Source organism: Streptomyces noursei ATCC 11455 (assembly GCF_001704275.1).
Taxonomy (GTDB): Bacteria; Actinomycetota; Actinomycetes; order Streptomycetales; family Streptomycetaceae; genus Streptomyces; species Streptomyces noursei.
The window spans coordinates 5,881,220-5,907,645 of the sequence record NZ_CP011533.1; the positions used below are offsets into that span (position 1 = coordinate 5,881,220).

Annotated in this window: 26 protein-coding genes, 1 tRNA gene and 1 riboswitch; of the genes, 22 read left to right on the top strand and 5 right to left on the bottom strand. The window is 73.5% G+C overall.

The window, feature by feature from the left end:
- Positions 1-44 precede the first annotated feature (44 nt).
- Positions 45-106: riboswitch (guanidine-III (ykkC-III) riboswitch) on the top strand.
- 31 nt (positions 107-137) lie between these two features.
- Complete coding sequence (locus SNOUR_RS24975; RefSeq protein ID WP_039636118.1) at positions 138-458, top strand: DMT family transporter; 321 nt, start codon at positions 138-140, stop codon at positions 456-458.
- Positions 459-488: 30 nt separating this feature from the next.
- Here SNOUR_RS24975 and SNOUR_RS24980 read toward each other — a convergent pair whose 3' ends face one another.
- Positions 489-2,771 carry a transglycosylase domain-containing protein gene (locus tag SNOUR_RS24980; protein ID WP_067351125.1) on the bottom strand — a complete coding sequence of 761 codons (2,283 nt, stop codon included), beginning with the start codon at positions 2,769-2,771 and terminating at the stop codon, positions 489-491.
- A gap of 381 nt (positions 2,772-3,152) precedes the next feature.
- Between SNOUR_RS24980 and SNOUR_RS24985 the strand changes: the two genes are divergently transcribed.
- From SNOUR_RS24985 to SNOUR_RS25000, 4 genes are all read left to right on the top strand, one after another.
- The gene (locus tag SNOUR_RS24985; protein ID WP_067351127.1) at positions 3,153-3,947 is read left to right on the top strand and encodes an ABC transporter permease; all 795 of its coding nucleotides are present in this window, start codon (positions 3,153-3,155) and stop codon (positions 3,945-3,947) included.
- A gap of 73 nt (positions 3,948-4,020) precedes the next feature.
- Positions 4,021-4,785, top strand: coding sequence for an ABC transporter permease (locus SNOUR_RS24990; protein ID WP_067358721.1), 765 nt, complete (start codon positions 4,021-4,023; stop codon positions 4,783-4,785).
- Positions 4,786-4,851: 66 nt separating this feature from the next.
- Positions 4,852-5,886 (top strand): ABC transporter ATP-binding protein, encoded by a 1,035-nt coding sequence (locus SNOUR_RS24995; RefSeq protein WP_067351130.1) that lies wholly within the window; start codon positions 4,852-4,854, stop codon positions 5,884-5,886.
- Between the two features lie 28 nt (positions 5,887-5,914).
- Complete coding sequence (locus tag SNOUR_RS25000) at positions 5,915-6,625, top strand: DUF1707 SHOCT-like domain-containing protein (protein WP_067351132.1); 711 nt, start codon at positions 5,915-5,917, stop codon at positions 6,623-6,625.
- A 111-nt stretch (positions 6,626-6,736) separates the two neighbouring features.
- Here SNOUR_RS25000 and SNOUR_RS25005 read toward each other — a convergent pair whose 3' ends face one another.
- Positions 6,737-8,047: an SGNH/GDSL hydrolase family protein gene (locus SNOUR_RS25005; RefSeq protein WP_067351135.1), complete on the bottom strand. Its 1,311-nt coding sequence runs from the start codon at positions 8,045-8,047 to the stop codon at positions 6,737-6,739.
- 324 nt (positions 8,048-8,371) lie between these two features.
- Between SNOUR_RS25005 and SNOUR_RS25010 the strand changes: the two genes are divergently transcribed.
- From SNOUR_RS25010 to SNOUR_RS25035, 6 genes are all read left to right on the top strand, one after another.
- The gene (locus SNOUR_RS25010) at positions 8,372-9,727 is read left to right on the top strand and encodes a DUF445 domain-containing protein (RefSeq protein WP_067351138.1); all 1,356 of its coding nucleotides are present in this window, start codon (positions 8,372-8,374) and stop codon (positions 9,725-9,727) included.
- Between the two features lie 132 nt (positions 9,728-9,859).
- Complete coding sequence (locus SNOUR_RS25015; protein WP_067351140.1) at positions 9,860-10,117, top strand: DUF3311 domain-containing protein; 258 nt, start codon at positions 9,860-9,862, stop codon at positions 10,115-10,117.
- Positions 10,114-11,622 carry a sodium:solute symporter family protein gene (locus SNOUR_RS25020; RefSeq protein ID WP_067351142.1) on the top strand — a complete coding sequence of 503 codons (1,509 nt, stop codon included), beginning with the start codon at positions 10,114-10,116 and terminating at the stop codon, positions 11,620-11,622. The genes SNOUR_RS25015 and SNOUR_RS25020 overlap by 4 nt, the downstream gene beginning before the upstream one ends.
- Positions 11,623-11,876: 254 nt before the next feature.
- Positions 11,877-12,185: a DUF6412 domain-containing protein gene (locus SNOUR_RS25025; protein ID WP_067351144.1), complete on the top strand. Its 309-nt coding sequence runs from the start codon at positions 11,877-11,879 to the stop codon at positions 12,183-12,185.
- A 199-nt stretch (positions 12,186-12,384) separates the two neighbouring features.
- Positions 12,385-13,407 (top strand): YidC/Oxa1 family membrane protein insertase, encoded by a 1,023-nt coding sequence (locus SNOUR_RS25030; protein ID WP_067351147.1) that lies wholly within the window; start codon positions 12,385-12,387, stop codon positions 13,405-13,407.
- A gap of 138 nt (positions 13,408-13,545) precedes the next feature.
- On the top strand, positions 13,546-14,403 hold the full coding sequence (locus SNOUR_RS25035) for a fumarylacetoacetate hydrolase family protein (RefSeq protein WP_067358723.1): 858 nt from the start codon (positions 13,546-13,548) through the stop codon (positions 14,401-14,403).
- A 238-nt stretch (positions 14,404-14,641) separates the two neighbouring features.
- On the opposite strand, the gene SNOUR_RS25040 is transcribed toward SNOUR_RS25035, so the two are convergent.
- Together SNOUR_RS25040 and SNOUR_RS25045 are read right to left on the bottom strand one after the other, a co-directional pair.
- Complete coding sequence (locus SNOUR_RS25040) at positions 14,642-15,130, bottom strand: heme-degrading domain-containing protein (RefSeq protein WP_067351149.1); 489 nt, start codon at positions 15,128-15,130, stop codon at positions 14,642-14,644.
- Entirely contained in the window at positions 15,127-16,236 is a 1,110-nt protein-coding gene (locus tag SNOUR_RS25045) for a Gfo/Idh/MocA family oxidoreductase (RefSeq protein WP_067351152.1), read from the bottom strand. The genes SNOUR_RS25040 and SNOUR_RS25045 overlap by 4 nt, the downstream gene beginning before the upstream one ends.
- Before the next feature lie 56 nt (positions 16,237-16,292).
- Here SNOUR_RS25045 and SNOUR_RS25050 point away from each other — a divergent pair, with 56 nt between their 5' ends.
- The 11 genes from SNOUR_RS25050 (at position 16,293) to SNOUR_RS44760 (ending at position 26,295) form a co-directional block, all read left to right on the top strand.
- Entirely contained in the window at positions 16,293-17,456 is a 1,164-nt protein-coding gene (locus tag SNOUR_RS25050) for an ROK family transcriptional regulator (RefSeq protein ID WP_376738545.1), read from the top strand.
- Between the two features lie 240 nt (positions 17,457-17,696).
- Positions 17,697-18,467, top strand: a complete 771-nt coding sequence (locus SNOUR_RS25055) for a GntR family transcriptional regulator (protein ID WP_067351154.1) — start codon at positions 17,697-17,699, stop codon at positions 18,465-18,467.
- 147 nt (positions 18,468-18,614) lie between these two features.
- Positions 18,615-19,736 carry a TIGR03364 family FAD-dependent oxidoreductase gene (locus tag SNOUR_RS25060; protein ID WP_067351156.1) on the top strand — a complete coding sequence of 374 codons (1,122 nt, stop codon included), beginning with the start codon at positions 18,615-18,617 and terminating at the stop codon, positions 19,734-19,736.
- A complete protein-coding gene (locus SNOUR_RS25065; protein WP_067351159.1) occupies positions 19,730-20,470 on the top strand; it encodes a phosphonatase-like hydrolase in 741 nt (246 codons plus the stop codon). Before SNOUR_RS25060 ends, SNOUR_RS25065 begins: the two co-directional genes overlap by 7 nt.
- Before the next feature lie 151 nt (positions 20,471-20,621).
- Positions 20,622-21,758, top strand: a complete 1,137-nt coding sequence (locus SNOUR_RS25070) for an ABC transporter ATP-binding protein (RefSeq protein WP_067358726.1) — start codon at positions 20,622-20,624, stop codon at positions 21,756-21,758.
- Entirely contained in the window at positions 21,751-22,728 is a 978-nt protein-coding gene (locus tag SNOUR_RS25075) for a 2-aminoethylphosphonate ABC transporter permease subunit (RefSeq protein ID WP_067351165.1), read from the top strand. Before SNOUR_RS25070 ends, SNOUR_RS25075 begins: the two co-directional genes overlap by 8 nt.
- The gene (locus SNOUR_RS25080) at positions 22,715-23,512 is read left to right on the top strand and encodes an ABC transporter permease (protein ID WP_067351168.1); all 798 of its coding nucleotides are present in this window, start codon (positions 22,715-22,717) and stop codon (positions 23,510-23,512) included. The genes SNOUR_RS25075 and SNOUR_RS25080 overlap by 14 nt, the downstream gene beginning before the upstream one ends.
- Before the next feature lie 56 nt (positions 23,513-23,568).
- Positions 23,569-24,633 carry a 2-aminoethylphosphonate ABC transporter substrate-binding protein gene (locus tag SNOUR_RS25085; RefSeq protein ID WP_067351171.1) on the top strand — a complete coding sequence of 355 codons (1,065 nt, stop codon included), beginning with the start codon at positions 23,569-23,571 and terminating at the stop codon, positions 24,631-24,633.
- Between the two features lie 122 nt (positions 24,634-24,755).
- The gene (locus SNOUR_RS25090; protein ID WP_067351173.1) at positions 24,756-25,535 is read left to right on the top strand and encodes an HAD-IIA family hydrolase; all 780 of its coding nucleotides are present in this window, start codon (positions 24,756-24,758) and stop codon (positions 25,533-25,535) included.
- A gap of 105 nt (positions 25,536-25,640) precedes the next feature.
- Complete coding sequence (locus SNOUR_RS25095) at positions 25,641-25,976, top strand: hypothetical protein (protein WP_067351177.1); 336 nt, start codon at positions 25,641-25,643, stop codon at positions 25,974-25,976.
- Positions 25,960-26,295 carry a hypothetical protein gene (locus tag SNOUR_RS44760; protein WP_067351180.1) on the top strand — a complete coding sequence of 112 codons (336 nt, stop codon included), beginning with the start codon at positions 25,960-25,962 and terminating at the stop codon, positions 26,293-26,295. Before SNOUR_RS25095 ends, SNOUR_RS44760 begins: the two co-directional genes overlap by 17 nt.
- Before the next feature lie 34 nt (positions 26,296-26,329).
- On the opposite strand, the gene SNOUR_RS25105 is transcribed toward SNOUR_RS44760, so the two are convergent.
- Positions 26,330-26,403, bottom strand: a tRNA-Lys gene (locus tag SNOUR_RS25105).
- Between the last annotated feature and the right edge of the window lie 23 nt (positions 26,404-26,426).

Below are 26,426 nucleotides of genomic sequence, written 5' to 3' on the forward strand. Positions count from 1 at the left end.
CCTCACGGGTGGTGATCCGCGTCACCACCTGCGGGGGAGCCCTTTGCTAGCCTCGGTGGCAACCCGACGAGACGCGCCGTACCGGGTCAGGACAAGACGACGCACCCCTGTTGAAGTCCTTTCACGGAGGTGCCGTCATGGCATGGATCCTGCTCGTCGTCGCCGGCCTGCTGGAGGTCGGCTGGTCGATCGGCATGAAGTTCACCGACGGATTCACCCGGCTGTGGCCCAGTGTCGCCACCGGCGCGGGCATCGTCGTCAGCATGGTGCTGCTCTCCTACGCGGCCCGGACCCTGCCCATCGGCACCGCCTACGGCGTCTGGGTCGGCATCGGCGCGGCCGGCGCGGCGGTGGTCGGGATGCTGGTGCTCGGCGAGCCCGCGACCGCCGCCCGGATCTTCTTCATCTGTCTGCTGTTGGTCGCCGTCGTCGGCCTGAAGGCGACGTCCGGCCACTGAGGTTCACCGGCCGGCCCCGCTCGCCGGCGGTTAGCCGCCGGTCCACCGCTGCGCGTAGTCGTCGGCGTCCGGTGGGCCCACGGTCGGGAACTCCTCGGTGGGCTCGGCGGTGGTCGGCACCTCGGTGGGGGTCGGCGGGAGGGTCGGTCGGCCGGTCGGGCCGGTGGGGGCGCCGGTGCCGGTCGGCGCCCCGCTGCCGGTGGGCGTGGCGCTGTCGGTCGGGCCGGTGCTCGGGGAGGCCGAATCGCTCGCCGACTCCGAGTCGTCGGCGGACGGCACGGCGGACGGGCTCGGCTCGGCGCCGTCCTGGAGCCGGAGGTCGAAGTCGCGGGCGGGGCGGCCGGCCAGCGCCGCCGCGGTGTAGTCGGCCCAGATCTGGGCGGGGAAGTCGCCGCCGTTGAGGCGGTCCCGCCCGGCGACTCCGTAGAGCGGTTCCTGGACGGCGGTCTCCGGGTGCTGGCCCAGGACGGCGACGACGGTGGCCAGGTCGGGGGTGTAGCCGGCGAACCAGGCGGCCTTGTCCTGCTCCGCGGTGCCGGTCTTGCCGGCCGCCGGGCGTCCGGCGGCCTGCGCGGCGGTGCCGGTGCCGCCCTCGACGACGCTGCGCAGCATCTGGGTGGTGGTGTCGGCGGCGGCCCGCTCGACGGCGGCGGTCTCCTCGCGCTCCGGCAGGTCGATGGCCTCGCCGGCCTTGGTGACGTGGTCGATCAGGGTGTACGGGCGCTGCCGGCCGTGGTGCGCCAGGGTCGCGTAGACCTGGGTCATGTCCAGCACGCTGGGCGTCGCGGTGCCCAGGGAGATGGCGCCCTGGGAGGTGGCGAGGCTGGGGGTGTCGGCGGGGATGCCGAGGGCCACCGCGGTCTTGCGGACGGTGTCCGGGCCGACGTCGATGCCCATCTGCGCGTAGACCGCGTTGACGGACTTGTCGGTGGCCTCGGTGACGGTGATCGGGCCGTAGGAGCGGTCGTCCTCGTTGCCGGGGGCGAAGCCGGTGGGGTGGCCGTGGCTGACGGTCATCCGCTTGTTGGTGCCGTCGTAGACGGTGTTGGGGGTGATCGGGGAGCCGTCCTGGGTGACGGACTCGTTCTGGACGGCGGAGGCGAAGACGAGCGGCTTGAAGGTGGAGCCGACCTGGTAGTCGCGGCGGGTGGCGCTGTTGACGAACTGCTTGGCGTAGTCGATGCCGCCGTAGAGGGCGACGACCCGGCCGGTGGCGGGGTCGATGGAGGCGCCGCCGGCCCGGACGTAGCCGTCCACCGTGCGGTGGCCGTCGAGTTGGTCCATCAGCCGGGTGCGGACGGCCTTGACGAAGGCGTTCTGCCGCTTGTGGTCGATGGTGGTGGTGATGCGGTAGCCACCGGCCCGCAGGGTGCCGTCGTCGAGGATGTCGTGGCCGGTGAGGTAGTCCCGGACCGCTTCGACGAGGTAGCCGCGCTGGCCGGAGAGGCCGGCGGAGGCGGGGGCCCGGGTGAGGGCGGGGAAGGCCATCGCGGTGCGTTCGGCGCGGCCGAGCCACTTCTGCTTGACCATGCCGTCCAGGACGTAGTTCCAACGGGCCACGGCGCGCGGTCGGTTCTCGGGGTGGGCGGTGATGTCGTAGGCGCTGGGGGCGTTGAGGAGGGCGGCGAGGTAGGCGCCCTCGGCGGTGGTGAGCGCGCCGACGTCCTTGCCGTAGTACGCCCGGGCGGCGGCCTGGATGCCGTAGGCGTTGCGGCCGTAGTAGCTGGTGTTGAGGTAGCCCTGGAGGATCTCGTCCTTGCTCTCCTCGCGGTCCAGCTTGATGGCGATGAAGAACTCCTTGGCCTTGCGGGTGAGGGTCTGTTCCTGGCCGAGGTAGTAGTTCTTGACGTACTGCTGGGTGATGGTGGAGCCGGACTGCTTCCCCTTGCCTGTAACGGTGTTCCAGGCGGCGCGCAGCATCGCGGCCGGGTCGACCGCGGACTCCGAGTAGAAGTCCCGGTCCTCGGCGGCCAGTACGGCCCGCTGGACGGTCCTGGGCACCTGGCCGAGCGGGACGTTCTCGCGGTTCACGTCGCCGTCGCGGGCCAGTTCCGTACCGTCGGAGTAGAGGTAGACGTTGCTCTGCGCCTTCGCGGCGCTGTTGGCGGGCGGGATGCCGACGAGGAGGTAGCCGGCGGTCAGCCCGCCCACGATCAGCAGCAGGAAGAGCAGCACGCCCCCCACCACCACCCGCCAGGTCGGCACGAGCCGGCGCCAGCCCGTGCGCCGGGGGCGGTCGGCGGCTGCCTCGCCGGTCTCGCCGGTCTCGCCGTGCTCGCTGCCCGTGCCGTCGTGCCGCGCGTCGTCGCTCATGTCTGTGTGACTCCTCGGCCACCGCCGGAGGTTGTACCGCGGCGGAGCGGTGTCGTGTCAGGACCGGTGGGGTGTCGGGACCGGCGTCGTACCGGGGTGCGGCCGTTCCGGTGCGGTTGCGGATGCCGTGCGGTGTGCGGTGGTCCATGCGCTATGCCGGAAAAGGCAACTGACGCCCGGTAGGCAACTTTCGCATCATGTGTCCCGGTCGCCAGGGGTGGCGCGCACCCGCGTCCGCCCGGTGACAGGCCGAATGGCGCCCTCGCCTCACCCGAACGAGTGATAAATCGATGGTGCCCGCCGCGGGCGCACCTTAGGCTCCGGTGCTTTCCCGCCCGCACGCCCCCGGACGGGACCGACCAAGAGCGCGGGGAGCACGGCGTGTTGTACATGGCGGTGGCGGCCGGCAGCTTCCGGCGGTACGCCACCTATCGCGCCGCCACCGCCGCGGGCATCGTCACCAACACCGTCTTCGGCTTCATCATCGCCTACGCCTACCTCGCCCTGTGGGACCAGCGGCCGCACCTGGGCGGCTACGGCCCGGCGCAGGCGCTGACCTTCGTCTGGGCCGGCCAGGCGCTGCTGGCCGTCGCCATGATCGCCACCGGCGGCCTGTCCGAACTCCAGGAGCGGATCCGCAGCGGCGACGTCGCGGTGGACCTCTACCGGCCCGCCGACCTCCAGCTGTGGTGGCTCGCCGCGGATCTGGGCCGGGCCGGCATCCAGCTGTTCGGGCGCGGCGTGGCACCGATGGCGGTGGGCGCCCTGGCCTTCCCGCTGGCACTTCCCGGCGACCCGCTGACCTGGGGCTGGTTCCTGCTGTCGGCGCTGCTGGGCGTGGTGGTCAGCTTCGCGCTGCGCTACCTCGTCGCGCTGTCGACGTTCTGGCTGCTGGACAGCTCGGGACTGGCCATGATCAGCGGCCTGTCCGGCATGTTCTTCTCCGGGATGGTGCTGCCGCTGCGGGTCTTCCCCGACGGGCTGTCCGACGTCGCCCAACTGCTGCCGTGGGCGGCGCTCCTGCAGGTGCCGGCCGACGTCCTGATCGGCGCGCGGACCGGCGGGGCGCTGCTGCGCGGGCTGGCGTTCCAGGCGGCCTGGGCGGCGGCGCTGCTGGCGCTGGGACGGCTGCTGCAGTCCGCCGCCACCCGCAAGGTGGTGGTCCACGGTGGCTAGGTCCGACGGGGCGGCGGACGGCCGGCTGCGGATCCTGGGGGACGGGGTCCGCGCCTACGGCCTGATCGCCTGGATGTGGGTGCGCTCCACGCTCGCCTACCGGACGTCGTTCGTCCTGATGACGTTCGGCAACTTCGCCTCCAGCGCACTGGACTTCGTCGCGCTGCTGCTGATGTTCTCCCGCGTCCACGCGCTCGGCGGCTTCGCCCTCCCCGAGGTCGCCTTCCTCTACGGCACCTGCAGCCTCTCGCTGGGCCTGGCGGACCTGGCGGTCGGCAACGCCGAGCGGCTCGGCGCCCGGATCCGCGACGGCACCCTCGACACCCTGCTGCTGCGCCCCGCACCGGTCTACGCCCAGATCGCCGCGGACCGGTTCGCGCTGCGCCGCCTGGGCCGCACCTCCCAGGGGCTGCTGGTGCTGCTCTGGTCGACCGGCCGGATCGAGGTGGACTGGACGCCCGGCCGGATCCTGATGGTGCCGCTGACGGTGGTGTGCGGCGCGGTGATCTTCGGCGCGGTCTTCACCGCCGGGGCGGCCTTCCAGTTCTGGGCGCAGGACGCCGCCGAGCTGCAGAACTCCCTCACCTACGGCGGCAACGCGCTGCTCCAGTACCCGCCGACGGTGTTCGCCCGCGACCTGGTCCGCGGGGTCACCTTCATCGTCCCGCTGGCCTTCGTCAACTGGCTGCCCGCACTGTGGCTGCTGGGCCGCCCCTACCCGCTCGGGCTGCCGCCCTGGACCGCCTTCCTGGGGCCCGCCGTGGCCGCCCTGATGGTCGCCGGCGCGGCGCTGGCCTGGCGGTGCGGCGTCCGCGCCTACCGCAGCACCGGCAGCTGACATCGGAACACCACATGTCGGACGCCGAACACAGGATCAACGAAGCGCAGGGGAAAGGGAGTTGTCGTGACGGACGGGGTGGCCGCGGAGCCGCTGATCGAGCTGGCCGGCGTCGAGAAGGTCTTCACCGTCCGCCGCCGGGCGGGCCGGCTGCGCCGCACCCGGCACGAGGTGCGAGCCGTCGACGGCCTCACCTTCCAGGTGCCGCGCGGCGAGATGGTCGGGTACATCGGCCCCAACGGCGCCGGGAAGTCCACCACCATCAAGATGCTGACCGGCATCCTGGTGCCCAGCGGCGGCCGGCTGCGGGTCGCCGGCATCGACCCCCATCGGGAACGCACCCGCCTCGCCCGCCGCATCGGCGTGGTCTTCGGGCAGCGCACCACCCTGTGGTGGGACCTGCCGCTGAAGGACTCCTACGAGCTGGTCCGCCGGATGTACCGGGTCCCTCCCGCCGCCTTCCGCGCCAACCTCGACCGCTGCATCGAACTCCTCGACCTGGCACCGCTGTTGGACGTCCCGGTCCGTCAGCTCTCGCTCGGCCAGCGGATGCGCGGCGACATCGCCGCGGCGCTGCTGCACGACCCCGACGTGCTCTACCTCGACGAGCCGACCATCGGTCTGGACGTCGTCAGCAAGGCCAAGGTCCGCTCGTTCCTGCGCGAGACCAACGCCGAGCGGGGCACCACGGTCCTGCTCACCACCCACGACCTCACCGACATCGAGCAGTTGTGCCGCCGGGTGATGGTCATCGACCACGGCCGGCTGGTCTTTGACGGGGACCTGGCCGGGCTGCGCGCCGCCGCCGACGGCGAGCGCACCCTGGTGGTGGACCTGGCCGAGGAACTCCCGCCGATCGAGGGCGTTCCCGGGGCCCGCACGGTGAAGGTGGAGGGCCCGCGGCAGTGGCTGGCGTTCCCGGCCGAGCGGAGCGCGGCACCCCTGGTGACCGCGATCGCGGCGCGCTATCCGCTGGTGGACCTGGCGGTTCGCGAACCGGACATCGAGGCCCTGATCGCCGAGTTGTACGCGGGCGGGGGCGCCGCCCGCCGCGACCCGGGCGGGGCGGCCCCGGTGGCGCCCGACCCGTCTCGCCCCTGATTCACCGGGCAGGCCCTAATCTGTCCGTATGACTGACGAACGGCTCCCTCAGCTTCGTGCTTCCGACGCCGACCGCGACCGGGTAGTCGAGATCCTGCGGGACGCCCTCGCCGAGGGCCGGCTGGACATGGCGGAGTTCGACGAGCGGTTCGACGCCACCCACCAGGCCCGTACGTACGGGGAGCTGGAGAAGATCACCGCCGACCTGCCGGTGGCCGCAGCGCCCGCGCAACCGCTGTCGCTCCGCAAGGAACCGGCGCCCGGCGGAGCGGTGACGGTCTGGTCCGAGCGGATCCGCGAGGACGCCAAGGGCTCCACGACGGGCATCGCGGTCATGGGTGGCTTCGAGCGCAAGGGCCGGTGGACGATCGGGCGCCGGTTCACCGCGCTGTGCCTGATGGGCGGCGGCGAACTCGACCTGCGCGAGGCCGACTTCGCCGGGCCGGAGGTCCGCATCGACGTCTTCGCGGTGATGGGCGGGGTCAACGTCATCGTGCCGCCGGGCGTCGAGGTCGAGATCCGCGGCCTGGGCATCATGGGCGGCTTCGACTCCGAGGAGGACGGGATCCCCGGCCACCCCGGGGCGCCCCGGGTGATCGTCTCGGGGGTGGCCCTGATGGGCGGCGTCGGGGTGGAGCGCAAGCTGCCCAAGGACGAGGAGCGGCGCCTGAAGGCCGAGCGCAAGGAGGAGCGGCGGCGGCTGAAGGAGGAGCGCCGGGTGCGCCGCGAACTGGACTGACCGGTTTCGCCACACGGCACGGCACGGCGCGCACGGCATGGCACCGCACCGACCCGGGGCACCGGGTCCACCGGGGCCATCGGGCCCGTCCGCCCGGCCGGTCCGTGGCGGTCAGAGCGCGGCGGGCGCGGCCTGCCGGAGCTGGTCGACGTCCACCGCGTCGGCCATCGCGCGGTAACCGGCGTCGCTGGGGTGCAGATGGTCGCCCGAGTCGTATGCCGGCAGCAGCCGCAGCGGGTGCGCCGGGTCGCGCAGCGCCCGGTCGAAGTCGACGACCTCGTCGTAGACGCCGCCGGAGCGGATCAGGCGGTTGACCCGTTCGCGTACCGCGTTGAGCTGGTGGGAGTACCCGCGGTGCCCACCGAACGGGGTGAGGGTGCTGCCGGTGACCCGCAGCCCGTGGGCGTGCGCCCGCCGCACCACCTCCCGCATGCCCGCGACGACCTTCTCCGGATCGAGCTGGCGCGGGGTCTTGAACAGGTCGTTGATGCCGATCTCGACCACCACCGCCCTCACCCCCGTACGGGACAGCACATCGCGGTCCAGACGGGAGAGCAGGCTCGGGCCGTTGGTGGGGGAGAGGCGGTTGCTGTCGGTGAGCAGGCGGTTGCCGCTGATGCCGGTGTTGAGGACGCCGTAGCGGGGAGCGCCCGGCTCGTCGCGCAGCCGGGCGGCGAGGAAGTCGGTCCAGCGGTGGTTGGCGCCCGGGGTGGAGGTGATGCCGTCGGTGATCGAGTCGCCGACCGCCACCACCGCGCCGCGCGCCCGGGTGCTCAGCACGTCCACGCCGGTCAGATAGCGCCAGTAGGGGCTCTGCTCGGTGTAGGCGGTGCCGGGGGCGTCCTCGGTGTGGTCGCCGCGCGCCAGATAGGACGTCTGGCGGGCGTAGGGGTGGTAGGTCGCCGGTCCCGAGGGGGCCGGGGAGTACATGGTGACCAGCAGGTCGGCGTTGCCGGGCACGGCCAGCCGGACCGGGTCGCTGGTGATCTCGCCGCCGACCGGGATGGTCACCGACGGCTTGCCGTCGAAGGTGAGCCGGCGCATGCTCCCGGCCGCCGCCATCGGGCTGCCGCTGCCGGCCGACAGGGCGAGCGAGGCATGGCTGAACGGCAGCGGGCGGGTGCCGTAGAGGTTGGACAGCCGGATCCGGGCACCGGACCCGCCGACGCTGGTGTGGACGACGTTCCTGATCGACATCTGCGCGTAGCCGTCCTGGGTGCCGGGCTCGGCCGCGGCCACGGCCGCCGACCAGGTGCCGACCCACTGGCCGGAAACCGCCGGTGCGGCCGAGGTCTGCGGCTCGCTCGGGGCGCCGCCTCGGATGCCGGGGGTGCCGTCGAAGCCGACGAATATCGCCGCCGAGATCAGCACCACCACTGCCACCAGGCCGGCGAGCAGGGTGTAACCCACACGTCTGGTCATGCCGCAGGCGTCTCCTGGGGGCTGGCGGAGCTGCACGCTCCGGGCGGACTGGGGGCGGGCGGCGGGCCGAGGACGCCCGGTGAACAGCGGCGCCGTCGCGTTCCGGCCGGTGGTCAATGATCCCACGTACCCCCCGGAGGCCGCCCGGTGCCCTGCTCCGCATCGGGTGTCCCGGGCGCGGGGAACTCGTGCCGCGTTCCGGGAGTAGGGCACTGTGGGACACATACGGGCGTACGGCCGGGTATGGACGGAACTCGACGGCACGGGCGCCGCGGACCCGACGGCGTACGCAGGACGGGGGAGACGGTGGGAGTGGTGGAACGGATGGAACGCACCCATACGGAGGGGAGCGAGGGGACGCGGACCGCGCAGCCGGTGCCCGCGGCGGGCGGCGCGCCGGGCGGCCGGCCGGCGCCCGGCGGCTTCCGCTACAGCGCCGCCGACGAGGAGAAGCGGCAGGGCGTCCGCCGGATGAAGGCCCTGGCGACCGGCCTGCTGCTGGCCGTCGCCGCGGTGTACGTCCTGGCGAAGTGGGCCGGCGCGGCCGGTGCGGGTGGCTGGACCGGCTTCGTGGCGGCGGCCGCGGAGGCCGGCATGGTCGGCGCGCTGGCCGACTGGTTCGCGGTCACCGCGCTGTTCAAGCGGCCGATGGGTCTGCCGATCCCGCACACCGCGATCATCCCCACCAAGAAGGACCAACTCGGGCGCAGCCTGGGCGACTTCGTGGGGGAGAACTTCCTCTCCGGCGAGGTGATCCGCCGCCGGCTGCGGTCGGTCGGCATCGCCGCCCGGCTCGGCCACTGGCTCGCCGAGCCGCGGAACGCCGACCGGGTCACCGCCGAGCTGTCCACCGCGCTGCGCGGCGCGCTGACCGTGCTGCGCGACTCCGACGTCCAGGCGGTGGTCGGCGAGGCCATCACCCGGCGCGCCGACGCCCAGGAGATCGCGCCCGGCATCGGCTCCCTGCTGGAGAAGATCGTCGCCGAGGGCGGCCACACCCGGGTGGTCGACCTGGTCTGCGCCCGCGCCCACGACTGGCTGGTCGACCACGGGGATTCGGTGGTCGCCGCGGTCTCCGGCGGCGCCCCCGGATGGACCCCCCGGTTCGTCGACCGCAAGGTGGGCGACCGGGTCTACAAGGAGCTCCTCCGCTTCGTCACCGAGATGCGGGACATGCCCGAGCACCCGGCGCGCGGCGCGGTGGACCGCTTCCTGACCGACTTCGCCGCCGACCTGCGGTCCGACCCGGGCACCCGGGAGAAGGTCGAACGGCTCAAGTCCGAGGTGCTGGGCCGCGGCGAGGTGCAGGACCTGATCGCCTCCGCCTGGGGCGCGGTCCGCGCGATGATCGTGGCCGCCGCCGAGGACGAGCGCAGCGAACTGCGGCTGCGGGTGCGCGCGGCGCTGCTGTCCCTGGGCGGCCGGCTGGCCGCCGACGGGCGGCTGCGCGACAAGGTCGACGGCTGGCTGGAGGGCGCCGCCGTCTACGTGGTGACGACGTACCGGAGCGAGATCACCGCCCTGATCACCGAAACCGTCGCGAGCTGGGACGCCGAGCACACCTCCCGGAAGATCGAGGCGCACATCGGCCGCGACCTGCAGTTCATCCGCATCAACGGCACGGTCGTGGGCGCCCTCGCGGGGCTGTGCATCTACAGCGTCTCTCAGGTGTTCGGGTAGGTCCGCCCCTCCCGTCGCGGGGCGGGAGACGGGTGCGTGGTCGTCGGTCGGTCGTCGGTCGGTGGTGGGGCTCGGGCGGGGGCCGCCCCGGTGCCTACCCCACCCCGACGACAGGGCCTAGGCTCTTCCCACGTGCGAAACCAGTCCCCCGGCGGCCCGCCCCCGGGATCCCGAAAGCGCCCCGCGCTGCTCTGGCTGCTGCTGCCGTATGTGCTGTTCCTGGTGGTGCTGCCGCTCGTCAACCGGGTCACCCCGACCGTCCTCGGCCTGCCGTTCCTCTTCTTCTGGATGTTGCTCGCCACGCTGCTGACCCCGGTGTCGGTGTGGCTGGCACGCCGCGGCGACCACAAGCGGGGCCGGGACGACGGGCTGACCGGGGGGCGCGCGTGAACGCCACCGTCGCCACCGCGATCTTCGCCGCGTTCATGGTGCTGACCGTCGTCCTGGGACTGCTCGCGGTCCGCGGCCGGGGATCCGGCGGCGGCCTCACCGAGTGGTCGGTGGGCGGCCGCAGCCTGGGCACCGTCTTCATCTGGGTGCTGATGGCCGGCGAGAGCTACACCAGCTTCAGCTACCTCGGCGCGGCCGGCTGGGGCTACAACTTCGGCGCCCCCGTGCTCTACGTCCTGGCCTACATGTCCTGCGGCTACGCCATCGGTTACGTCGTCGGCCCGATGCTGTGGGCCTACGCCCGCCGGCACGGCCTGGTCGGCATCACCGACATCGTCGCCCACCGCTACCGCCGGCCGTGGCTCGGCGCCGCCGTCGCCGTCCTCGCCACCGTCTGCCTGCTGCCCTACATCCAGCTCCAGATCACCGGCATGGGCGTGGTCGTCTCGACCATCTCCTACGGCACGATCAGCCTCGACTGGGCCTATTTCATCGGCTTCGCGGTCACCACCGGCTTCGTGGTCGTCAGCGGACTGCGCGGCAGCGCCTGGGTGTCGGTCCTCAAGGACGTGCTGGTCATCGCCACGCTCGGGTTTCTCGCCGTTTACGTCCCGCTGCACTACTTCGGCGGCTACGGCCCGTTCCTGGACCGGATCGTCGCCGAGAAGCCGCAGTGGCTGACCTTCCCCGGCCACGCCTCCGGCGGCCTGGGCCAGTCGTGGTTCATCACCACCACCCTGATCAACTCCCTGACCGTGGTGATCTTCCCGACGACCGTGGCCGGCTACCTGGGCGCCCGCAACGCCGACGTGCTCCGCCGCAACGCCATGTACCTGCCCTTCTACAACGTCCTGCTGTTCGTGCCGATGCTGCTGGGACTGGCGGCGCTGTTCGTCGTCCCGGGGCTGACCGGCGCCGGGTCCAACCTGGCGCTGTTCAAACTGGTCGTGGACTCCCTGCCGGCCTGGGCGGTGGGGGTGATCGGGGTGGCCGCGGCGCTCTCCTCGATCGTGCCGATGGCGGTGTTCATGCTGGTCATCGGCACGATGTGGGGGCGCAGCGTACTGGGCGCGGTGCCCCGGCTGGCGTCCCGTCAGAAGCTCTGGTCGCAGGTGGTCGTGGTGGTCGCCGGGGCGCTCGCGCTGGTGCTCACCTACACCGCGCCCAACACCCTCGTCCGGCTCTCCCTGATCTCGTACGAGGGCATGGCGCAGCTGGTGCCGATGCTGCTGTTGGGGCTGGTGTGGCGGCGGTTGACGATGTATGCGGCGGTGAGCGGCCTGGTGGCGGGCTTCGCCCTGGTGTGCGTCCTGGTCTTCGGCGGCCACGACCCGGTGTGGGGGGTGAACGCCGGGATCGTCGGGCTCGCGGTGAACGTGGTGGTGGCCCTGGCGGTGACCTGGCTCGGCCCGCGGGAGCGCGGCGACGACCGGCCGGACACCGAAGTCCTGGCGCTGGAGGACGAGTTCCCCCGGGCCGGGGCCGCCGCGTCCGGCAGCGGCTGAGGGCGGCCCCGGAGGCGGGGGCGCGTCGCGGGCCGGTCGTCGTGGCAGTACGCCGCGGCGGCCGGCCCCGTGTGCGGCCACCGACCGCTGGTGCGCCCCCGGTTGCCGACGGCGTACCGTTCACCGGCGGGGGTGAATTCTCGAACTGACTGTCGCAGCGGCTCGGGGGTGCGGTTACCCTGGGACGGACGGTCGGACCGACGACCGAGAGCACCGAGAACGACGCGCGGGGGAGCGCGGGAGGGGGACGCCGGATGTACCGCATCGTCGAAGCCTGGCGGCTCTACACCAGCGCACTGTTCTTCCTGCTCGCCGAGCTCCTGCTCGAACAGAGCGGTCTGACGACGTCGCTGGCCGCCGCCGCGACCACCTCGGCGGTGCTGCTGCTGTTGTGCAGCGCCCTCGCCCTGGCCGCCGTCGCCCGCCCGGTCCCACCGGGCCGGATACGCACCGCCATCCGCGACCGCGAGCGCCGTACGGCCTTCCTGCCACAGCGCGACCCCGACGCCGCCGGCCGTCCGCGCCCGCGAGCACCCGGCCGCGCCCTCCCGGCGGCCGCGTAGCCGCTCCGGCGCACTCCTCTCGACGTCCGACCGTCCTGTGGCATCTGCCCGGGACGACCGTGAACGTGACCCGAGCCGATCAGCTGTGACCTGATGCGGCTCGACCCGATCTGCCTTGCCGCTGCGCCGGTGCGTGCCCGCGCGGCTCGTCACGCCGTCTCTCCATTCCGGCACGACGAGACCCGTGGAGGGCTCACCCATGTCCGTTTTCGACATCCTCGGTGCGGCACTGGCGCGCGGTGCCCATGTCATCGAACCGCTCTTCGGCACCGCGGCCACCGCCGCCGCCATCGTCCTGTTCACGCTCGGCGTCCGCGCCGCGCTGCACCCGCTCGCCCGCGCCGCGGCCCGCGGCGAGAAGGCCCGCTCCGCCCTCGCCCCGCAGATCGCCGCCCTCCAGCGCAAGTACGGCAACGACCGGGAGCGGCTCCAGCAGGCGATCAGCGACCTCTACGCCAGGACGGGATCCTCGCCGCTGGCCGGCTGCCTGCCGAGCCTGCTCCAGCTCCCGGTCTTCTTCGTGACGTACCACCTGTTCACCAGCGGGAACGACGCCCTGCTGAGCCACACACTGCTGGGCGCACCGCTCGGCGGGACGTGGCGGCAGGCCCTCGCCGACGGCGGCGTGACCGGACCTCAGGGGCTGGTCTACCTCGCGCTGTTCGTCCTGATCGCGGCGGTCGCCACCTGGAACTACCGGCGCGCCCGGGCGGCGGCGGCCGCGGCCCCGGCGCCCGCCGCGGGCACCGCGACCCCGGGCCTGGGCGCCCTGGGCAGGCTGATGCCGCTGCTGTCCTTCGGCACGCTGCTCACCGTGGCCGTGGTGCCGCTGGCGGCCGGCCTCTACATGGTGACGACCACGACCTGGACGGCCTGCGAGCGGGCCCTGCTGCACCGCGACCGCAAGCCGGCGGCCGACCGCGAGGCGGCCGGGGAAGGGAAGCAGGCGGGGGACCGTGAGGCGGAGCAGGGCCGTGGGCCGGTAGTGGAGGGGGAGCGCACCCCCGCGGGCGGTCCGGCGGCGTCGGTGGACGGCGTACCGCAGCCCCCGGCCCAGCGGCCGGTGCGGCGGGGCGGGCCCAGGACCCGGGCCGCGCGGCAGAAGGCGGCGCGGGCCAGGGCCAACACCGCGGCGCGGGCGGGCACATCGGGCCGGCGGACCGACGCCGAGCGCCGTCCGGCCGACGCCGACACCGGCCCGATCGTTACTACCCCTCAGTAACGGTCCAGTCCGTGAACGGGGTCTTGCGGAGTGGACCCCGTTCTTGGAGGATCAGCCAAATCGCTCGATGGCCGTCCCCCATCGGCCGGCCGGGGAGGACCCTCCCGGGCCGACCCTTCGACCACGGGAGTTGTGACGATGAAGCTGCTGCGTGTCGGACCGGTGGGGGCGGAACGCCCGGCGCTGCTCGACGAGGCCGGCCTGCTGCGCGACCTGTCGGACCTGGTCACGGACATCGACGGCGCGCTGCTCGCGGACGACGCCGCGCTGGCCGCCGTCCGGGCCGCCGTGACCGCCGGCGACCTGCCCGTACGGGACACCGCCGGTTTGCGGATCGGCCCGCCGGTCGCCCGGATCGGCAAGGTCGTGTGCATCGGGCTGAACTACCACGACCACGCGCGGGAGACCGGGGCCGCCACCCCCGAGGAACCGATCGTCTTCATGAAGGCGCCGGACACCGTCGTCGGCCCCGACGACACGGTCCTCATCCCGCGCGGCAGCGTGAAGACCGACTGGGAGGTGGAGCTGGCCGTCGTCATCGGCCGGACCGCCCGCTACCTGGAGGACGACGAGCAGGCGCTGGCGGCCGTGGCCGGCTACGCGGTGGCGCACGACGTGTCCGAGCGGGCCTTCCAGATCGAGCGCGGCGGCCAGTGGGACAAGGGCAAGAACTGCGAGACGTTCAACCCGCTGGGCCCGTGGCTGGTGACCGCCGACGAGATACCGGACCCGCAGGCGCTGGGCATCCGGCTGTGGGTCAACGGGGAACTGAAGCAGGACGGCACCACCGCCGAGCAGATCTTCCCGGTGGCCGAAGTGGTCCGCTACGTCAGCCAGTTCATGACCCTCTACCCGGGCGACGTGATCAACACCGGTACCCCGGCGGGGGTGGCGATGGGGCAGCCCGAGCCCAAGCCGTACCTGCGGGTGGGCGATGTGGTGGAGCTGGAGATCGACGGGTTGGGGCGTCAACGGCAGGCGTTGCGGTTGGCCTGATCCGCCCGTTCGCTGCGCTTGGCCGGCTTCCCGCGTTGTCGGCTGTCCCGCCGTGGGGGTTCGTCTTGTGCGCCTGCGGCGCGGTGGTCGATGGGTGCGGTGACGGGCCTGCGGGGCAGGGGGTGTCCGGACTGCTGCGCTTCACGTCCGGACACCCCCTGCCCCTCCGGCCCGTCACCTCCCGTTGCGGGGTGGGAAGCGGGCCGGTGGGGCTGGCGTGAGTGGGTCGGTGCGGGTGTCAGCTCGTTGTCAGGTGGCGCTCCAGGGCCTCGACCACCAGGGCATGGTCGTCGGCCTGGGGCAGGCCGGACACCGCGACCACGCCGATCACTCCCGTCCCGCGCAGGCGGATCGGGAAGGCCCCGCCGTGTGCGGCGTAGCGGTCGGGGTCGAGGCGCGAGGAGTCCTCGAAGGTGCGGCCCTTGGCGCGGAAGCGGGCGCCGACCAGGTAGGAGGACTCCCCGTACCGTTCGACGACGGCGGACTTGCGGTCGATCCAGGCGTCGTTGTCGGCGGAGGTGCCCGGGAGCGCGCAGTGGAAGAGCCGTTGGGCGCCGCGCCGGATCCCGATCGTCACCGCGGCGCCGCGCTCCCGGGCCAGTCCGACCAGCAGGGAGCCCAGTTCCCACGCCTCGTCGTTGCCGAAGGTGTCCAGGACCAGCCGTTCCTCCTGGGCGGCCAGTTCGCGGACCTCGTCGGGCCCGTGGGCGGTGCCGGGGGCCGTCATGAACCGGCTCCGATCCGGACCGTGACGCCCTGTGCGGCGGAGCGTTTGGCGGCTTCCAGGACGCGTAGCGCCGCCGCGGCCTCGGTGGCGGTCACCGGCGGCGCGCCGCCCTCGCGCAGGGCCCGCGCGATCGCCGCGTAGTAGGCCGGGTAGGCGCCGGGCAGGGTCGGGACGGGCTGTCCGCCGCCGGTCACCGGCGATTCTCCGGCGCCGAGCCGGCCCCAGTCGGACTCGGGTTCCACGCCCCAGGCGGCGCCCTCGGTGTCCGGGCGCCGGCCGGCCCGCAGGGCGGCCTCCTGCGGGTCCAGGCCGTACTTCACATAGCCCGCGCGACTGCCCAACACCCTAAAGCGCGGCCCGAGTTGGGCGGTGGTGGCGCTCACCCACAGGTGGGAGCGGACGCCGCCGGCGTGGGTGACGGCGAGGAAGGTGTCGTCGTCGGCCTCGGCGCCCGGGCGGCGGATGTCGGCCTCGGCGTAGACCGAGACCGCGGGGCCGAAGAGGGTCAGGGCCTGGTCGACGAGGTGGCTGCCGAGGTCGTAGAGGAGTCCGCCCAGCTCCGCCGGGTCGCCGGACTCGCGCCAGCCGCCCTTGGGCCGGGGCCGCCAGCGCTCGAAGCGGGACTCGAAGCGCTGGACCTCGCCCAGCGCGTCGTCCGCGAGCAGCTTGCGCACGGTGCGGAAGTCGTTGTCCCAGCGGCGGTTCTGGAAGACCGAGAGCAGCAGCCCGCGGCGGTCGGCGAGCGCGGCGAGTCGCTCGGCCTCGGCGGCGGTGGCGGCCAGCGGCTTGTCGACGACGACCGCGGCGCCGGCCTCCAGGGCGGCGGTGGCGAGCGGGACGTGCGTCTTGTTCGGCGACGCCAGCACGATCAGGTCGAGGTCGCCGGCGGCGGCCCGGTCCAGCACCTCCTCGGCGGTGGCCACCGCGCGGACCTGCGGGTGTTCGGCGCGGGCCTGCGCCTGCCGGTCGGGGCTGCGGGTCGAGACGGTGTCGAGCACCAGCCCGTCGGTGGCGGCGATCAGCGGGGCGTGGAAGACCGAGCCCGCCAGGCCGTAGCCGATCAGGCCGACGCGGTGGGGGGCGGTGCGTGCTTCGGGGTCGCTCATGCCCTCCACTTTCGCAACGCTGTTGCCAAAGTGCAAGCAGTGCGGAGAATGGAGGGGTGAGCCACGACCACGACCTCGACCGTCCGGACATCGGCGCCCGCCCGGACGGCGCCGCCGCGCCCGGCGCCAACCTCCTCGCCCTGCGCGGGCACAACGCCGCCCTGCTGCTGGGGCTGCTGCGCGCGGCGGGGGAGGAGGGCGCGAGCCGGCTGGAGCTGGCCGAGCGGACCGGGCTCACCCCGCAGGCGGTCAGCAAGATCACCGCGCGGCTGCGGGCCGACGGCCTGGTCGCCGAGGCGGGCCGCCGGGCCTCCACGGGCGGCAAGCCCCGCACCGTGCTGCGGCTGGTCCCCGGCGCCCGGCACGCCGTCGGCGTCCACCTGGACCGCGACGAGATCGTCTGCGTGCTGGCCGACCTCGCCGGCCGGCCGACCGCGGTCCGCCGCGCGCCGCTGGACTTCGGCGCCGGCGCCGAGGCCGTACTGACCACCACCGCCGGCGAGGTCGCGGCGCTGCGGGAGGCGGCGGGCGGGCCGCCGGTGCTCGGCGCGGGGGTGGCCTGCCCCGGGCCGCTGGACCACGCCACGGGCGTCCTGCGCCAGGTCACCGGCGCCCCCCAGTGGGACGGCTTCCCCCTGCGGGAGGCGCTCGCCGCGCGCCTGGGCCTGCCCGTCGTCCTCGACAAGGACACCAACGCGGCGGCCCTCGGCCTCAGCCGGGCGCCGGAGGAGGTCGGCGGCGCCTCGTTCGCCTACCTCCACCTGGGGACCGGGCTCGGCGCCGGGCTGGTCCTCGGCGGCAGCCTCTACCGCGGACCGCACACCGGCGCCGGCGAGTTCGGCCACCAGGTGCTGCAGCTGGACGGGCCGCGGTGCGGCTGCGGGCGGTGCGGCTGCGTCGAGGCGCTGTGCCTGGCGGCGGTGGCCCGCGGCGATCTGCCGGCGGCGGCCCGGGTGCTGGGCGTGGCCGCGGCCAACCTCGTCGAACTCCTCGACGTCGACCGGGTGCTGCTCGGCGGCCGCACCGTCCTGGCGCACCCGGAGGTGTTCCGGGACGGCGTGGCCCGGGAGCTGGCCGACCACGCGGCCCTGCGCGGCCGACCGGCGCCCGGGGGCGACCCCGGGGCCGCGCCCGCGGTGCCGGTGGAACGGGCCCGCGGCGGGGCCCGGACCGTCGCGGACGGCGCCGCGGAGCTGGTGCTGACCGGACTGTTCCGCTAGGGCCTGTCCGATGGGTCATGGCCGGGTCCGCGGCGTCTGGTACGGCACCTCGCCGCGTTGCCGAAACGCCCCAATAGCTCCGCTATCGAGCCGCTCCGGCGCCTTGCGATGCACCGCACCAGACGCCACGGCCTTGCCGACCCTGGCCCATCGGACAGGCCCTAGGGCCTGTCCGCCACGCGGAAGAGGAGTGCCGAGGGTGCCGGCCCCCCGGTCCGCCGCTGGTGCGAAGATCGCCGGGTGGAGTTTCCGTACGGCCAGGATCCTGGCGCACCCGTCCGGTCCGGCATTCCCGAGCACGGACGCATTCCCAAGTACTACGCGGCGAAGGTCGACATCGCCGCCCTGCTGGAGGAGCTGGGCGAGGGCGAACCGCTGCCCACCGAACGCGAGTTGGCGCTGCGGTTCGAGGTGTCCCGCGAGACACTGCGCCAGGCCCTGCGGGAACTGGTGCTGGAGGGGCGCCTGCGCCGGATGGGCCGCGGCACGGTCGTCGCCGGACCCAAGATGGAGCAGCCGCTCTCCCTCGCCAGCTACACCGAGGGCGTCCGCCGTCAGGGCCGCACGCCCGGCCGGCACCTGGTCTCGCTGGACCGCTTCCCCAGCCCGCCGGCGCTCGCCCGCGACCTCGGCGTCAGTGCCGGCGACGCGGTCTGGCACATGGAGCGGGTGCTGCTCGCCGACGACGAGCGGGTCGGCCTGGAGAGCACCTATGTCGCGGTGTCCCGAGTCCCGGACCTGGCCGCCGACTTCGAGCCGGACTCGTCGTTCTACGGCTACCTCCACGAGCGGCTCGGCATCGGCTTCGGGGACGCCGACGAACGTCTGGAGACGGTCCTGGCCACCCCGCGCGAGGCGCTGCTGATCGGGACGCCCGGCGCGCTGCCGATGCTGCTCATCCACCGGCTGTCCCGGGACACCGAGGGCCGCCCGCTGGAACGGGTGCGCTCCCTCTACCGGGGCGACCGGTTCTCGTTCACCACGCACCTGGGTGGCGCCCGGGACTCCTGACGGGCCCGCCGCGGGCCGGACGACGGCGGACCTCCGCCCGCCATGTCACGGGAAGATAACGGGTCTAGGCCAAGTTTGAGCGCGTGTTAACCGACGCGTCGCCGAATCGTCCCCCGCGGGCCACCCGCCGACGCGACCGTCTGGGGCATGCGAGTCATAGTCGTCGGAGCCGGCGTGCTGGGAACCCTGCACGCCTGGCACGCAGTCGAACGAGGCCACGAAGTCCTCCACATCGAACGGGAAGCCGAGGCCCGCGGCGCCTCGGTCCGCAACTTCGGACAGATCTGGGTCAGCGGCCGGGCCGGCGGCGCCGAACTGGACACCGCCCTGCGTGCCCGCGAACTCTGGGAGGGCATCGGCGCCCGCGTCCCCGGCATCGGCTTCCGCGCCATCGGCTCACTGACCGTCGTCCGCAACGACACCGAATACGCCGTCGCCGAGGCCGCCACCCGCCGCCCCGACGCCACCGCCCGCGGCTACCGGCTCCTCGACGCCGACCGGGCCCGCGCCCTCAACCCCGCACTGCGCGGCGACTTCACCGCCGCCCTGTGGTGCGAACGGGACGCCGCCGTCGAACCCCGCGTCGCCCAACGCGCCCTCAAGGAAGCCCTGTCGGCATCCGGCCGCTACACCTACCTCGGCGGCCGCGAGGTCCGCGACGTGGTCGGCGAACGCGCGGTCCGCGACGACCACGGCGCCACCCACCACGGCGACGCGGTGATCCTGTGCACCGGCGCCTGGCTCGGCGGCCTGGTCCGGGAACTCGTCCCCGACCTGCCGGTGCGCCGGGTGCGCCTGCAGATGATGCAGACCGACCCGCTCGGCGAACCGCTGACCACCTCCGTCGCCGACGCCGACAGCTTCCGCTACTACCCCGCCTACCGCGGCGACGCCCTGGACGCCCTCAACGCCGACCAGGCACAGACCCCGACCGCCGCCGCCCACAAGATGCAACTGCTGATGGTCCAGCGCGCCGACGGCGGCCTGACCATCGGCGACACCCACGAATACGACACCCCGTTCGCCTTCGACACCGTCGAGGAGCCCTACGAGCACCTCGCCGGAGTCGTCGAGACGATCCTGGGCCGCCCGCTGCCCCGCATCCGCCACCGCTGGGCCGGCGTCTACGCCCAGTGCACCGACACCAGCCGCGTCGTCCACCGCCAGCAGGTCCGCGACGGCGTCTGGCTGATCACCGGACCCGGCGGACGCGGCATGACCTGTTCCCCGGCCATCGCCGAAACCACCGTGAACGCACTGGGATGGTGAGCCCCTTGACACACCCCGCCCCGCACACCGACGACATCCGGCTCGTCGTCCTGGACATGGCCGGCACCACCGTCGCCGACGGCGGCCTCGTCGAGCTCGCCTTCGACACCGCCGCCCGCCGGATGGGCGTCGAACCCGGCACCCCCCGGCACGCCGAGCAACTCGCCTACGTACGCGCCACCATGGGCGAATCCAAGATCTCCGTCTTCCGGCACCTGTTCGCCGACCCCGACGGCGACCCCCGGGCCACCGAGGAAGCCGCCCAGCGCGCCAACCGCGCCTTCGAGACGGCCTACGGCACCCTCGTCGATGCCGGCCGGATCGCCCCCGTACCCGGCGCCCGCGAAGCCATCGAGGCCCTCCAGGCCGCCGGCCGCACCGTCGTCCTCACCACCGGATTCGCCCGGGTCACCCAGGACGCCATCCTCGACGCCCTCGGCTGGCGCGACCTCGTCGCCCGCACCCTCTGCCCGGCCGACGCCGGCGGACGCGGCCGCCCCTACCCCGACATGGTGCTGACCGCCCTGCTGCATACCGGCGCCGCCGACGACGTGGCGCAGATCGCGGTCGCCGGCGACACCTCCTACGACATGATCGCCGGACGCCGCAGCGGCGCCGCGGTGGTCGCCGGAGTACGCACCGGCGCCCACGACACCGCGCAGCTCCGGGCCGCCGGCGCCACCCACGTCCTGGACTCGGTCGCCGAACTGCCCGCCCTGCTGGGAGTGGTGTGACATGCCCGCCCCCATGGCCCTCCCGTCGCCCGGCCACCACCCCTCAACGGCGCCGCTACGCGGCGACACCTCCCGTTACGCCTCCGCCCGACCCGCCGCCCCGGCCGGGTCAGCCGGGTCGTCGGTGCCGTCAGTGTCGTCAGTGCCGTCGGTGTCGTCCACGGATTCCGGCATCCGCTTCGACCGCGTCACCGTCGCCCACGGCCGCACCACCGCCCTGGACTCCCTCGACCTCACCGTCGAACCGGGCGAGGTGATGGCCCTGCTCGGCCCGTCCGGCTCCGGCAAGACCACCGCCCTGCGCGCCGTCGCCGGATTCGTCCGCCCGACCTCCGGCCGCGTCCTGATCGGCGGCCACGACGTCACCGACCTGCCGCCCCACAAGCGCGGCATCGGCATGGTCGTCCAGCAGTACGCGCTCTTCCCGCACATGAAGGTCGCCGAGAACGTCGCCTTCGGCCTCAAAGCACAAAAGGCCCCGCGCGCCGAGATCCCCGGCCGCGTCGCCGAAGCCCTGGACATGGTCGGCATGGCCGGCTACGCCGACCGGCACCCCCGGGAACTGTCCGGCGGCCAGCAGCAGCGCGTCGCCATCGCCCGGGCCCTCGCCATCCGCCCCCGCGTCCTCCTCCTCGACGAGCCGCTGTCCGCACTCGACGCCCAGCTGCGCTCCGACATGCTCGCCGAACTCGCCCACCTGCACCGCGAGTTGCCGCACGTCTCCATCCTCTACGTCACCCACGACCAGGTGGAGGCACTCACCCTCGCCGACCGGATCGCCGTCCTGGAATCGGCCCGGCTGCGCGAGTGCGGCACCCCGCACCAGCTCTACCGCAGGCCGCGCACCGCATTCACCGCATCCTTCGTCGGCACCGCCAACCTGCTGCCGGTGACCGTGCGCGCCGACGGCGTCGAGTTCGCCGGCCGCCACCTGACCGTCCCCACCGGGGACGCCACCCCCGGCGCCACCGCCACCCTCTGCATCCGCCCGCACCTCCTCGGCCTCGGCACCGCCCCCGACCCACAGGGCAACACCCTGCGCGGCACCGTCACCGAGGTCCAGTGGCGCGGCGCCACCCACCGGCTCCACCTCACGGTGGACGGCCACCGCCTCATGGCCGACCTGCGGGAACTGCGCGAGACCCCACCACTGGGCACCGAACTCACCCTGCACTTCGCCCCCCAGGACGCCGCCCTCATCCCCGCCGACCTCCAGCCCGCGGCCCGGCCCGACACCCCGGCGAACACCCCGACCGACCCGGCGGACGGCGGACCGCACCATGCCTGACCGCACCACACCGGACACCGGGCCCCGCCGCACCCGGACCACCGCCCTGTGGGCCCTGCCACCCGTCGCCGCCCTCGCGCTGGTGTTCCTCTACCCGCTCGCCCTGGTGGTCCGCCAGTCCCTCACCCCCGAAAGTGGCGGCGGGCCGTCCACCACCCCCTACACCACCGTCCTCGCCGCCACCTCCTTCCAGGACGCGCTGACCAACACCGTGCTGATCGCGGCCGGCGCCACCCTCGGCGCGCTCCTCCTCGGCCTGCTGCTCTCCCTGGTCATCGCCTTCGTCCCGTTCCCCGGCGGCCGGGCACTGGCCCGCTTCATCGACATCTTCCTGGCCTTCCCCTCCTTCCTGATCACCCTCGCCCTGCTGTTCCTCTACGGCACCGTCGGCATCGCCAACGGCCTGTGGACGGACCTCACCGGCGCCACCCACGGCCCCCTGGACTTCCTGCACACCCCATGGGGCGTCCTGCTGGCCGAGGTCACCTACTTCACCCCGTTCGTGATGCGCCCCCTGCTCGCCGCGTTCGCGCAGGTGGAGACCGCACAACTGGAAGTCGCCGGCTCGCTCGGCGCCCGCCCGGGACGCATCGTGCGGACGGTGATCCTGCCCGAGGCACTGCCCTCGCTCGCCGCCGGCGGCGCCCTGGTGCTCGTCATGTGCCTGAACGAATTCGGGATCGTGCTGTTCACCGGCGCCAAGAACGTCGTCACCCTGCCGATGCTCGTCTACACCAAGGCGATCCTCGACGGCGACTACACCGGCGCCTGCGTCGTCGCGGTCATCAACATCGCACTGTCCGCCGCCCTCTACGCCCTCTACCGGACGGTCATGGCCCGCACCGCAGGCACCGCCACCCGCCGCAAGCCCGCCCGGCAACCGGCCGCTGCCCACCACACCACCGCAGCGCACACCCCCGCCCCCGTCCCCGCCCTCGCCACCGGAGGCGCCGACCGTGCTCGTCCATAGCGCAGCCGCCCGCCGGACCATCTGGGCGGTGTTCCTCCTCCTCTTCGTCCCGGTCTTCGCCCTCCCCCTGCTGGTCATCGCCGCCGCCTCCTTCGCCGACGGCTGGAGCGGCGCCCTCCCCTCCGGCCCGACCCTGACGCACTATCAGGACATCGCGCACGGCGACGCCCTGACCGCCCTGACCACCAGCGTCCTCACCGCCCTCGCCGCCAGCCTCGCCGCCCTGACCACCGGCACCTGGGCCGCCCTGGCCGCCGAAAAGCTCGGCCGGCGCGCCCGCCGGATCCTCGACGCCCTCTTCCTCCTGCCGGTCGCCGTCCCCTCCGTCGTCGTCGGCCTCGCCCTCCTCGTCGCCTTCTCCCGCCCCCCGTTCCTCCTCAACGGCACCCCGCAGATCGTGATCACCGCCCACACCGTGCTGGTCACCGCCTTCGCCTACCAGTCCGTGACCGCCGCGCTCGCCCGCCTCGACCCCGCCTACGAGCAGAGCGCCGCCGGCCTCGGCGCCCGACCCGCCTACGTCCTGTGGCGCGTCAAACTCCCCCTGCTGCTGCCGTCCCTGACCGCCGCCGCCGGCCTGTGCTTCGCCCTGTCCATGGGCGAACTGAGCGCCACGATGATGCTCTACCCCCCGGACTGGATGCCGCTGCCCGTCCAGATCTTCGCCGCCACCGACCGCGGCGCCCTCTTCACCGGCGCCGCCCTCGCCGTGGCCCTCATGGCCACCACCCTCCTCGTCCTCCTCGGTGTCTCCCGCATCCGCACCCGAGCCACCTACCGCTGACCCCCACACCACCCCACTCCACCCCGCCCGCGCACCGTCCCCCAGGAGCACCCACCATGCCCAGCCGCCCGCACCGCCCCCTCGCCGCCGGCGCCGCCGTCCTCGCCCTCGCCGGCTCCGTCACCGCCTGCGGCACCCCCTCCGCCGACCCCCAGGCCAAGGAGATCACCGTCTACAGCGCCGACGGCCTCAAGAGCGAACAGGGCGACGGCTTCTACGACAAGGTCTTCAAGGACTTCGAGAAGCAGACCGGCATCAAGGTCAACTACGTGGAGTCCGGCTCCGGCGCCGCCGTCCAGCGCCTGGCCCGCGAACGCGCCAACACCAAGGCCGACGTCCTCGTCACCCTGCCCCCGTTCATCCAACAGGCCGACGACAAGGGCCTGCTGGACATCTACCGCCCGAACGGCTCCGACCAGGTCGCCGCCGCCGACAAGGACCCCAACGGCAAGTGGGTCTCCATCGTCAACAACTACTTCTGCTTCATCTACAACAAGAAGGAACTCCAGCAACCCCCGGCCACCTGGCAGGACCTCGCCGACCACCGCTTCGCCGGCAAGCTCCAGTACTCCACCCCCGGCGTCGCCGGCGACGGCACCGCCGTCCTCATCAAGGCCCTGCACGACTTCGGCGGCCAGGGCCCGGCCATGGACTTCCTCAAGAAACTCCAGGCCAACAACGTCGGCCCGTCCTCCTCCACCGGCCAACTCGCCCCCAAGACCGACAAGGGCGAACTCCTGATCGCCAACGGCGACGTCCAGATGAACTACGCCAACATGAAGTCCATGCCCAACCAGGGCATCTTCTTCCCCGCCCCCAAGCCCGGCGCCCGACCCACCACCTTCGCCCTCCCCTACGCCGCCGGCCTGGTCAAGGACGCCCCGCACGCCGCCAACGCCCGGAAGTTCCTCGACTACCTGATCAGCAAGCCCGTCCAGCAACAGGTCTCCGCCGTCGGCGGCGGCTTCACCTCCCGCAAGGACGTCAAGGCCACCGACCCCAACGCCACCGCCCTCGCCAAGATCATGAACGGTGTCGACGTCTTCGAACCCAACTGGAACGACATCGACAAGAACCTCGACACCTACATCAACGCCTGGAAGACGGCCACCGGAAGCTGACCACCACGGACCGGGACCAGCGGCCCACCCCTGACTTAGGCTGGGGCCGTCGGCCGCCACCCGGCCGGCCGACGCCCTGGCCAACCGGCCAGCCCTGGTCAACACGCACCACAGGAGTGGCAGTGGCAGAGCGCAAGCCGATCGAGTCCTGGCTCACCGACATGGACGGCGTCCTCATGCACGAAGGCGTCCCCGTCCCCGGCGCGGACGCCTTCATCAAGCGGCTGCGCGAGTCCGGCAGGCCCTTCCTCGTCCTGACCAACAACTCCATCTACACCCCCCGCGACCTCCACGCCCGCCTCAACCGCATCGGCCTGGACGTCCCCTGGGAATCCATCTGGACCTCCGCGCTGGCCACCGCCCAGTTCCTCGACGACCAGCGCCCCGGCGGCACCGCCTACGTCATCGGCGAGGCCGGCCTCACCACCGCCCTGCACGACATCGGCTACATCCTCACCGACCACGCCCCCGACTACGTCGTCCTCGGCGAAACCCGCACCTACAGCTTCGAAGCGCTCACCAAGGCCATCCGACTCATCGAGAACGGCGCCCGCTTCATCGCCACCAACCCCGACGAGACCGGCCCCTCCACCGAAGGCCCACTGCCCGCCACCGGCTCCGTGGCCGCCCTCATCACCAAGGCCACCGGCGTCGAACCGTACTTCGTCGGCAAGCCCAACCCGCTGATGATGCGCCACGCCCTCAACGCCATCGGCGCCCACTCCGAGAGCTCCGCCATGATCGGCGACCGGATGGACACCGACGTCGTCGCCGGCCTGGAAGCAGGCATGGAAACCTTCCTCGTACTCACCGGCCTGACCCGCCCCGAGGACGTCGAACGCCACCCATTCCGCCCCTCCCGCGTCGTCGACTCCATCGCCGACCTCGTCGACCTGGTCTGACCCACCCCGCCGGACCCCCGCCCACCCGAACGGCGCAGCCCGGCCCCGCCCCGGATGCGCCCGGCAGCGCACCGGCGGACCTTCGGAAGTATCCGGAGGTGCACCATGCGCTCACCGCAGCTCACACTCTGCGCCGCGATCGCGGCGTGCGCGTTGACCACGACACCCGCGTACGCCGCCACCGCCGCACACGGCCCCGCCACCGCGCCGACCGCCGTCGCCCCGGCCGCCACCGCCCCGCCCCGCACCGCGCCCGTCGCCCCGCACCCCGCCGGCCCCGACCCCCGGCAGCTCGCCGCCCACCGCGAACTGAGCAGCACCTCCGCCGTCGGCCTCGTCCTCGCGGGCGGCGCGGCGCTGGTCATCGCCGGCCAGCTGCTCCGCCTCCGACTCCGCCTCCGCCGCGAACGCCAGGGGAACGGCAGTGCCGACGAACACTGAGGAAACCACCACCCCGAACCGCCCCGACCGGCCCGCCGCCCCGACGGACGCACAGCACACGACCGCCCCGGGGACCGCCACGGGGAAGGAACCCCCGCGCGACGCACCCGCCACCACCCGCCTCCTGGCGGGCATCGTCTGGACCGTCCTGCTGCTGACCTGCTGGCTCTGCGGCGGCCACCCCGGCCTGCCGGACAGCGGCCCGGCGCGATTCCCCGCGACCGGCGACGCCGCCGCCGTCGGCCGCCCCACGACCCACGCACCCCCGCCGCGCCCCGCGACCCCGGACGCCCACGACACCGCACCACAACACGACTGAGGCCCCCCGCAATGCGAGGGGCCTCAGTCCTACGTGCGCCGCCAGGGACTCGAACCCCGGACCCGCTGATTAAGAGTCAGCTGCTCTAACCAACTGAGCTAGCGGCGCGCGCTGACGAAGAAAACTCTACA